The organism is Chryseosolibacter histidinae (assembly GCF_018598225.1).
GTDB classification, from domain to species: domain Bacteria; phylum Bacteroidota; class Bacteroidia; order Cytophagales; family Cyclobacteriaceae; genus Chryseosolibacter; species Chryseosolibacter histidini.
Map to the genome: position 1 here is coordinate 24,235 of NZ_JAHESF010000057.1, position 9,555 is coordinate 33,789.

At 49.9% G+C, this 9,555-nt stretch carries 9 protein-coding genes; 4 read left to right on the plus strand and 5 right to left on the minus strand.

All coding sequences use genetic code 11. The annotated features are described in order from the left end of the window. Window position 1 precedes the first annotated feature (1 nt). The 4 genes from KK083_RS29740 to KK083_RS29755 all read right to left on the minus strand — a co-directional run bounded on the left by KK083_RS29740 (window position 2) and on the right by KK083_RS29755 (window position 5,345). Window positions 2-2,059: a TonB-dependent receptor family protein gene (locus tag KK083_RS29740; protein ID WP_254169798.1), complete on the minus strand. Its 2,058-nt coding sequence runs from the start codon at window positions 2,057-2,059 to the stop codon at window positions 2-4. A 239-nt stretch (window positions 2,060-2,298) separates the two neighbouring features. Further along, window positions 2,299-3,516 carry a 4-hydroxy-3-methylbut-2-enyl diphosphate reductase gene (locus KK083_RS29745; protein ID WP_254169806.1) on the minus strand — a complete coding sequence of 406 codons (1,218 nt, stop codon included), beginning with the start codon at window positions 3,514-3,516 and terminating at the stop codon, window positions 2,299-2,301. Window positions 3,517-3,675: 159 nt separating this feature from the next. After that, the gene (locus KK083_RS29750) at window positions 3,676-3,849 is read right to left on the minus strand and encodes a hypothetical protein (protein ID WP_254169799.1); all 174 of its coding nucleotides are present in this window, start codon (window positions 3,847-3,849) and stop codon (window positions 3,676-3,678) included. Between the two features lie 14 nt (window positions 3,850-3,863). Then, the gene (locus KK083_RS29755) at window positions 3,864-5,345 is read right to left on the minus strand and encodes a Do family serine endopeptidase (protein ID WP_254169800.1); all 1,482 of its coding nucleotides are present in this window, start codon (window positions 5,343-5,345) and stop codon (window positions 3,864-3,866) included. Window positions 5,346-5,603: 258 nt separating this feature from the next. On the opposite strand from KK083_RS29755, the gene KK083_RS29760 reads away from it, so the two are divergent. The 4 genes from KK083_RS29760 (at window position 5,604) to KK083_RS29775 (ending at window position 8,842) form a co-directional block, all read left to right on the plus strand. Continuing rightward, entirely contained in the window at window positions 5,604-6,398 is a 795-nt protein-coding gene (locus tag KK083_RS29760; protein ID WP_254169801.1) for a helix-turn-helix transcriptional regulator, read from the plus strand. Window positions 6,399-6,899: 501 nt separating this feature from the next. After that, the gene (locus KK083_RS29765) at window positions 6,900-7,349 is read left to right on the plus strand and encodes a DUF6265 family protein (protein ID WP_254169802.1); all 450 of its coding nucleotides are present in this window, start codon (window positions 6,900-6,902) and stop codon (window positions 7,347-7,349) included. Window positions 7,350-7,450: 101 nt separating this feature from the next. After that, window positions 7,451-7,609: a hypothetical protein gene (locus KK083_RS29770; RefSeq protein WP_254169803.1), complete on the plus strand. Its 159-nt coding sequence runs from the start codon at window positions 7,451-7,453 to the stop codon at window positions 7,607-7,609. 48 nt (window positions 7,610-7,657) lie between these two features. Continuing rightward, the gene (locus tag KK083_RS29775; RefSeq protein WP_254169804.1) at window positions 7,658-8,842 is read left to right on the plus strand and encodes a class I SAM-dependent rRNA methyltransferase; all 1,185 of its coding nucleotides are present in this window, start codon (window positions 7,658-7,660) and stop codon (window positions 8,840-8,842) included. 161 nt (window positions 8,843-9,003) lie between these two features. On the opposite strand, the gene KK083_RS29780 is transcribed toward KK083_RS29775, so the two are convergent. Next, window positions 9,004-9,444, minus strand: coding sequence for a nuclear transport factor 2 family protein (locus KK083_RS29780; protein ID WP_254169805.1), 441 nt, complete (start codon window positions 9,442-9,444; stop codon window positions 9,004-9,006). Window positions 9,445-9,555 lie beyond the last annotated feature (111 nt).

Here is a 9,555-nt window from a genome sequence, read left to right on the forward strand (position 1 = left end):
GTCACATCCCTAAAGTAAACCTTGCGCCGACGTAAAAATTCCTGGGTACTGCCGCGTTGAAATATCTACCCGCTGGGGGCGCTGCATTGAGGTCGTTGCCAAGGCTGTATTTTTTATCCAGCGCATTGTCAACGCCGGCGAAAATATCCAGCAGGTGTGTGTTGTTTATCTTCGTTCTGAAACCGGCGCGACTTCCCAGCAGAAAATATTCGTTTGCAAAAACAGTATTGGCATCGTTGAGCGGAATGTGATCGACATAGCTGGCCGTGATGTTCAGATAAACCTTGTGCTTCATCACCAGGTCGGCGCCTGTTGTGTTCACAGAAGCAGGAACACCGGTGAGCTTGTTGCCCGAGTAGTTTGTGCCGTCGTTCACGTATTCGGCAAAGCGATAGTGGTTATAGGCATAGCTGTTCCACACTTTGAGGTCAGAGATAAAACTTCCGGCGTTCTGCAGGGCATTCAGCGATAACACTGCTTCAATGCCGCGCTGTGTTGTTTTGCCAGCATTCACAAAATATTCTGCATTGTCTGCCAGCCGTTGGGTGATGATGGTTTGCCTCAGCCTGAAATCGTAAAGCGTTACATCGTACGTGAGCTTCCGGAATGCTGTGCCCCGCCCGCCGATCTCGTAGTTCACACCACGCTCGGCCTGCAGACTGCTGTTGAAAGCATTGGTGGAAGGCCTGACCTCCGCCAGCGATGGAGGAGAAAAGCCCCGGCTCACGTTGGCATAGAGCGAAAAATTATCAGACATCTTTTTCAGCAGTGCTACACGCGGCGCGAATTCAGCATCGAAATTTTTGTCTTGCTTGGTAACGGGGAACGGTTCTTTTCGGGTGAAGTCATAGTTAAGAAAGCTCACGCTGCCACCAACGGTAACAAAGAACCGGAGCGGCAGCTCGAACTCGGCCTGGCCAAAGAAGACCAGCATTGATGAAGACAGATCGTCACTCACCTGCACGGCACCTTTCTCGCCGCCATTGTTATCCCAGTTCGTTATCGGCGAACTGAACACCTGGTATTCGCCGCCCAGCGTGATCTTGTTTTTACTGGCCTTTCCAAAATGATATTGTGTTTCTGTGCGGGCGCCGGCGTTGCGCTCTTTCCGCTCTTCGTAGTTTCTGATAGCGAGGTTTGTGAAGGTTGATTGCGAGCCGAAGATGCCCACGCGAGTCGACCACCGGTCGTTCCACTCATGATCGTAAGACAAACCAAGGTAAGGTGTTTTGTTGTAGATAGTGGCCTTCTGTTCAACGGCTCCGGGAATGGCTCCCGCTGTTGGCCTTGCCTGCCGGGGGTTTTCGTCATACTGTGCCTTTGTGAGTCCGCCTGGGGTCTCATAGAACATATCTGTATAAAAGAAGGTAGAAGACAACGTGCTTTTTTCACTGAGCTTAGCCACGAGGTCTGCATTCACGGCATGGCGACCCATGGCTGTTTGCACGCGATAGCCATCCGACGCCTGATAAGCATACTGGATGCGCACATTCAACCTGTCGGTATGGAACTGCTGGCCGATGCTGTAACGTTGCAAGCCATAACTTCCGCCGAGCGCAGAAACGTCCAGCTGTGTTTGTTTGATCAGCGCACTGTTCAGCAGCACCACGCCACCGGTACCTGCCCCATAAAGGCTTCCGCCCGGGCCGCGGATGATCTCCAGGTTGCCCACTGAGTTGAAGTCGAGCAGGTTGAGATAGGTGTTCCCACCGCCGTCAGTCAATGGAAGGCCGTTCCAGTACATCTTCACATTCCGCACGCCAAAAGGTGAGCGGAGCAGGCTGCCGCGGATCGAGAACCGGTAACTTCCCGGCGAACGTTCTTCCATCCGCACGCCCGGAATGGCGTTGACGGCCGGAAGAATGGATGTATTGCTGAACCGCTGAAGATCCTGGCTACCGATATAGGCAACAGCAGCGGGGATCTCGTTCAGGGGCCGGCCCGAAGCATAAGCCTGGATCAACACGGGTTGTAGTGTTTTAGCGGTATCGGCAGGAGATTCCTGGGCAGCCGCCACGAAGGGCATGCTCAGGAGCAGGAAGCAGAGGACGTTTCTCATACACAATACTACTGAGAAAGCGTGATAACCGCGAGGGCTGTGTGAAGAGTTAGTAATCTGTTGCCAGTTGCCAGTTACCGGTTGCCAGTTTGTTGCGGGTGTTAATTATCACTGTTGTATTTCAATTCTGGTGAAGAACTTCGCTTATCTCAAATCTCACGTGTCACCCGATCGGAGCAGGCCAGTGAAAGTGTACCCCACTTAAACCGGCAACTGGCAACCGGTAACCGGAAACAGTTTCACAACTTCGCCAGAACTTCCTCCACCGATCTTGATCCCGGAAAGTATTCTAACACCCGTAGCATGACACGGTCTACGAGGGTATCGGGGCAGGAGGCGCCGCTGGTGAGCACAATCTTCACAGGGGTTTTGGCAGGCAGGAAATCGCGGGTGACGATCTTCTCTTTTCTGTCGTAATTAAAATGATGGATCTCACTGGCAGATTTTATCTCACGGTCGGAGTTGATAAAATACGTGGGGAATTTACGCTCACATAGTTCCACAATATGCGATGTGTTGGAGCTGTTGTAACCGCCCACTACAATGGCCAGGTCTGCATCGGTTTCCAATAGCTGGTAGGTGGCGTCCTGGTTATCATTGGTGGCGTAGCACAATGTATCGCGGGTGTCGGCAAAATGTTCTTTCAGGTTTTCGGCGCCATACTTCAGTAACATGAGCTGCCTGAAATAATCGGCGATGGCCTGGGTTTCGGTGGCAAGCATGGTTGTCTGGTTCACAACACCTACCCGCTGCAGGTCGCGGTGCGGATCGAACCCTTCGGAATGTTTCCAGGCGAACTCTTCGAAAAATTCTTCCTGGCTTTTGTCATGGGTAATGTATTCGCCCAGGCGTTTCGCTTCTTCTATGTCGCGCACGATCACCGCCGGGGCGCCCTGTGCGCTGTGCGAGAACGTGGCCCTCGTCTCTTCGTGTTTCGGCTTGCCGTGAATGATCACGGTATAGTTCTCTTTGCCCAGCTTGTCAGCCCGGTTCCAGACCTTTTCAACAAACGGACAGGTGGTATTGTATTTCTGCACTTCAACACCTTTGTCGAGCAGGAGCTGTTCGATCTCAACGGTGGTTCCAAAGGCGGGAATGATGACCACATCGTCCTGATGGATCTGATCCCATGAAATGAATTGCCGGCCGTCTGTATCCATGATGAATTTGATGCCACGGCCCTGCAGGTCGTTATTCACTTCCTGGTTATGGATCATCTGGCTCAATAAAAACACCCGCTTGCCCGCATTTTCTTCCAGAGCCCTGTAGCTGATCTCAATGGCGTTCTCTACGCCGTAGCAGAAGCCGAAATGGCGGGCGATGTAGAATTTTACAGGACCGAAATCCAGCACCGTAGGGGTAAAATCCTGCTTGCGAAGGTCTTTGATCCTGCGAAGCTCTTTGATCTTTCCGGTAACGGATGACCGGTAATAAGCGGGGATATCAAATTTTTTGATAACGGCGTGTTTTTAAATCAGGCACAAAGGTAAGACAAATCGGAGTTTGAGACCTGATTTGAAAATAAAAGGTGAGTGAAGGCGCCGTAATTGCGTCTGGCGGTGAAAGAAAATAAGAAAACCTGCAGCCACGTTTAATAGCCGCAGGTTTCAAATGCTTTATGCTGCCTTGGAAAGCTTATCTTCTTCTATCGTGTTTTTGCGGGGCTCTTTCTTTTCCATGTCGAACCACATCACTTCAACGAGGTTCTTTTTAATGTACTTGAGAACTTCCACCACTTTTCCATCAATTTTACTGCGAACGCGTTCGCCTTTCCTGAACAGTCTTCTCATAATATTACTACAATTTACATTCTGAAAGCGTAGTTGTACTCCCTCAGGGAATTTTCGTATCGGCCTGAGAGAATCACAAGCTCACCAGCTTTCTTTCTTTTCAAGAGCTCATTGAATTCTTTAACGGATTTTACAGGAGTTTCGTTGACCTTGGTGATGATGAACCCTTCACGGATATCCGTGTAACGGGCCAGTTTGCCATTGCCGAGGTCTTTGATCCTCACTCCATTTTCAATATCAAGATTTTTAAGAACTTTTGCATCTACATCTTCCAATTCCATGCCGAGTGATGCAAATCCGCTGCGATCTTCAGCTTTGATAGCAGTGGTTGCGCCTTCGCGTGTTTTCAGCACTACAGGGAACGTCAGCTCTTTACCTTTGCGGTTTACAGTAACGTCGAGCTTATCGCCGGGACGATGTCTTCCAATATACTCAATTAATGCAGTATTGGAACGAATCGTTGTATTATCAATTTTTGTCACTACATCACCTTCCCTTAATCCAGCTTCTTTTGCAGAGCTCGATTCGGCAAAAGCTGCGATGTAAGCACCTTCGCGAACAGAAAGATCATATTGTTTGGCAAGCTGGCTGTTCACAGGCTGGATGGAAACACCGAGCCAGCCGCGCTGAACCACGCCGAACTTCAGCAGGTCTTCAACGATTTTGCTTACTATATCAGACGGAACCGCGAAACCATACCCTGAATAAGCACCGGTAGGACTTGCAATGGCCGTGTTGATACCCAGCAAACCTCCCTGGAGATCTACCAACGCGCCACCACTGTTACCGGGGTTGATGGCCGCGTCTGTCTGAATAAAAGACTCGATGGCCGTGCTGCCCTGCTCAGAGTTTCTGCTCAGGATGTTGATGCTTCTTCCCTTCGCGCTGATAATACCAGCTGTTACAGTAGAGTTGAGGTTGAATGGATTTCCTACAGCCAAAACCCACTCGCCAACCTTCGCATTGTCTGAGTCTACGAAAGAAAGATAAGGCAATCCTTTTTCCTGGATCTTGATCAATGCAATATCCGTGTCGGGATCAGTACCCACTACTTCGGCTTTGTAGGTTCTGTTGTCGAGCAGTGAAACTTCGATGTCGTCTGCATCCTGCACCACGTGATTGTTGGTTACAATGTAGCCGTCTGCGTTAATGATCACACCTGAACCTGCGCTCTGGCTGGGACCGGGTTGCTGAAAACGCGGTCCGAAAAATTCTCTGAAAGGATCATTCTCCTGCGTCTCTTCTCTCCTGTTACCGTCTTGTGACGATTTGATGTGCACCACCGCCGGCATTACTTTTTCTGCCGCGCCGGTAAAATCAAGCGGCACTGCTTTTCCGTCTGCATTCACCGTATACGCTACCTTGCTGGCAGGTACGTTGGCCGTATATTCTATCGCCGCTTTCCCCTGGTTATCTTCCTCCAAAAACTGGTAGGATGCAACTGTACAGACGCTTCCCAGAACAGCTGCGAGAAATAATGAACTGAATCTTCTCATATCATTGAACAATTTATTTAACTGTATTTTGAATTAATGAACAAATGTTTTGCAAAAACTACGCAGGTAGATGTTTACAGGAAATTTTGTCAGTTTCTGGCCCCCCGTTTCTAACTTTTTTCTGCCGCCCTCTGCCTAAACGTAGGTTTTGTAATCTAAGTACGAAATATTTCGGACTTTGTTTCCGGCTATTCCCTGAACGGTAAATTGTACCTCCCGGAATGCTGAAATAAGCTTACCTTAGAGAATAATCTAACGATGGAATACTCAACATTCGTTCCAAATCCACAGCTTCAGCATGTTGTTGAATGCTACTGGATTGTTGAGGGTTCTGACACCGTAACGCAGAAGATCATTCCCGACGGCAGCAGCGAGCTGGTGTTTCATTTCGGTGATCGTTACAAAGTTCATAGGAAAGGCGCTCCGGAAACACTTCAAAGTTTCGCGATCGCCGCAGGCCAGCTCAATAAACCTATTTTTCTTACACCCACAGGCAACAGCGGTGTGCTCGGTGTGAAGCTTCGGCCGCTCGGTATGTGGCGGCTGCTTGGCTGCGATATGCATCTGCTCACCAACGAGACCTATGCGCTGGGAGATGTGTTGGATCGGGAGACAGAAGATCTCGCTGAGAAGATCCGAAGTGCTGGCAACAACCAGGAAAGGATCCGTATGGTTGAAACATTTATGTTGCACCGTGTCAAGCGAAAGGATCCTTCTGCCATCGAGCCACTGATCAGCGAGATCCATCAGCATCAGGGCCAGGTTTCTATCAGCGAGCTCTCGGGGAAGTTTAAGGTCTCGGGCCGGAAAGTAGAGCGGCTTTTTCTGCAGCAGGTGGGCGTATCAGCAAAACTGTATTCAAGGCTCGTGCGGTTTGCGCATGTTTACAGGTTGGTGCAGCAGCCCGAGCTTACAAAAGCGGAGGCGACGTATTTGTGCGGATATTTCGACCAGGCACACTTCAACAAGGAATTCAGGGAGTTTACAGGTGAGAATCCTGAATCGTATTTCAGTCAGAACCATGCGTTCTCGAATTTTTTTCTGAACCGATAGTCGTGTAGCTGGTTAAAGTTCTAGTGTGCATTAGGAGGCTCGCAAGGAGCCGAAAAATGTGTTGTACAATGTTCTAGAGACAGGCTGCTCCTGACGGAGCTTTTAAGAGCCATTGGGACGACAATGTATGGAGGGGATATTATCACTGAACAGAAGCCAAAGGAATGTATCGAGCAATTTCTAAAGGCAACGGCTCATGAAGGGCGCTTTAGTGATATATCGCGAGGCAATTTGTTCTGAGCGAAATGTATCCAGGGACTTATTTCTAAACTCCGTTAGGAGTTCCCTGTCTCTAGCTACGAAATGCCAATTTGCGGCATGGCTCCGTAGGAGCCGCCTGAAATGCAGGCCCCAGTGATTAGGGAAGTGAGATCTGGTACGAACACATGCTGGGCGCAGAATACCGAGACAGTGGCATTTTCAAGTGACGGTTTGATAGTCGTGTCGTTTTTTTACAAGACATTGATGTGACACTGTCTGTTCTTTGATCAAAAAAAATATATGAAAAAACAAATCATGATCATGAGTGTATGCCTGCTGATCGCGGGCGCATCGCAAGCACAGGTGAAAGAATTCGCATGGCTGGTAGGCACCTGGAAAATAAAAGACAAGATGGTCTTTGAAAGGTGGAAACCTGCGCGCGATGGCAAAGCGCTCGAAGGTTTTTCTTTCAGGATAAAGGGCACCGATACCGTTGCGATGGAACAGATCCGTTTCATATATGAGGGAAATTCATTTCACTACATTCCAGATCTTGCGGGAGATCAGCCGCCGGTAGATTTCAAGCTCACACAACACAACGCGCAGGGTTTTGTAGCCGAAAATCCGCAACATGATTTCCCGAAGGTCATCCGTTACAAACTGATCCGTAAAGAAAATGCAGATGTGATCGAGGCGTCTATTGAAGGTGATGGTAAAGTCATTCCATACCACTTCGAAAGGGTGAAATAAAATCACCCCCAATACGGTATTTCTTGTTTTTGAGAAACTTTTTATAAAAATGACGCATCTGACGTAAAACAAGAGTAGTCATTATCACGTAAGTGAGGGTAATGGAAAACTTATACTCAGCCTGGCCCGAAAATTCGAATGAAGACAACAAGCATGAAGAAGCCTATCGTTTGTTGCGCAAGCTGAAGTATGCCCTGGTGTTCTGGCTTGTAGCTTTTCTGGGTACCATCATTTGGTTTACCAATTCTCCCGCATTCTGAGTTACCCCATGATAGTTTTTGATACTTTTGCGTTCTTGACGCAGCAGTATGACCATCCCCGGTAAAATCACACTTAAGAAAGGTAAAGAAATCTCGATCCGTCGCTTGCATCCGTGGATCTTTTCAGGGGCCATTCAGAAAATGGAAGGCGAAGCAGCGGATGGTGGCTGGGTAGAAATCCAGGATGCCCGCGCCTCAACGCTGGGGTTCGGCCACTATCAGAACGGTAGCATTGCCGTGAGGATGCTCTCCTTTGAAAACACACCGCCATCAGAAAATTTTTGGGAAGAAAAACTTCAGCGTGCCTGTCAGCTGCGCGCCGCTGCCGGCCTGCCCTCTGCTGCCACCAACGCCATGAGGCTGATCCACGGAGAGGGTGATGGCTTACCCGGCCTGATCATCGATTACTACGACGGCATTGCCATTATCCAGGCCCACTCGGTGGGTATGCATCACGACCGGCTGCATATTGCCGCTGCGTTGCAAAAAGTGATGGAAGGCACCAAAGCCATTTATTATAAAAGTCAGTCGACCCTGCCCGGCAAGATGCGCGATGCCAAACAAGACGAATACCTGCTGGGCATGGGCATTGTGCCGCACATTGTGCTGGAATACAACAACAAGTTTTATATCGACTGGGAAGAAGGTCAGAAGACAGGATTTTTTCTCGATCAGCGTGAGAACCGGAGGCTGCTGGGCGATTTCTCCAAAGGCAAAAATGTGCTGAACACGTTCTGTTATACCGGCGGATTTTCCGTGTATGCCCTCAACGCCGGCGCCGCGCTGGTACATTCCGTCGATGCTTCTGAAAGGGCCATCGACCTCACGCGCAAGAACCTGGAGCTGAACGGCTTCAGTCCCAACATCCACCAGTGTTATGCTGTAGATACCTTCGATTTCCTGAAAGACAAACAGGACGTTTATGATGTGATCGTGCTCGATCCGCCAGCTTTTGCCAAACACCGCGATGCCCGGCACCAGGCTGTGCGTGGCTACCAGCGGCTCAACGCCGAGGCCATGCGCGTGATCAAACCCGGCGGCGTGATCTTCACCTTCTCGTGCTCGCAGGTGGTTGACCGCCAGCTGTTCTACGATACCGTAGTCTCCGCCGCCATCCAGGCCGGCCGCCAGATCAAGGTCCTCCACCACCTCTCACAACCCGCTGACCATCCGGTGTCGATCTTTCACCCTGAGGGGGAATATTTGAAGGGGCTGGTTTTGTATGTAGAGTGAGCAATAATTGACAATTGACAAAATGGCAATTGACAATGGGAGAGCTTCGGCTAACCCGACAGTGCGCTGATTCGAATTGACAACATATCCGTAAAAGTGAGTCCAACCGTTGTCAACTGCTCCGATAGCTTGCTATCGGAATTTGTCAATTGTCAACTTCCCTACAGGTGCCACTCTTCCGTAGTCCGGTGGGAGATCAATTGCCAGGTCTTCTTTCGAAGCGCGTAAACCCGTACATAACGCAGGGCGTATCGTTTTGTTTCTTTGGGCGTGAGTCGCACTGCTGAAAGTTTGCCGGTGATGATGGCAATGTCGCCGTGAAGCTCCACTTGCGTTGAGTCGTGCTCACGTGAGGTGAACCGGTTGTCGTCTGTGAGCTTTTGAATGCTCTTCATCCAGCTTTCTTTCGAGTCTACAGTGCCGGTACCGTGTGTGAACACAAAATCTTCACCATAGTGCTTCTGAAGGATAGCGAGGTCACGGTTCACCACCGCCCGGTCTATGGCGCGGTTAAGGTCATCGATCACTTTTGATGTGCCATCGGTTTGGGCGTGGGTGGTAGCTGCGAATAGAATGCAGAGGATGAGGAGGAGTGGTTTCATGTAAACAAGATAGGGACTGGCCCGTATACACATCTCCGAGCCCCCCAGACAAGAGGCAATCGCGTATGCCGGCGTGAGCGTGCAAAAAAACGGGGGGGGGGGGGGGGGGGG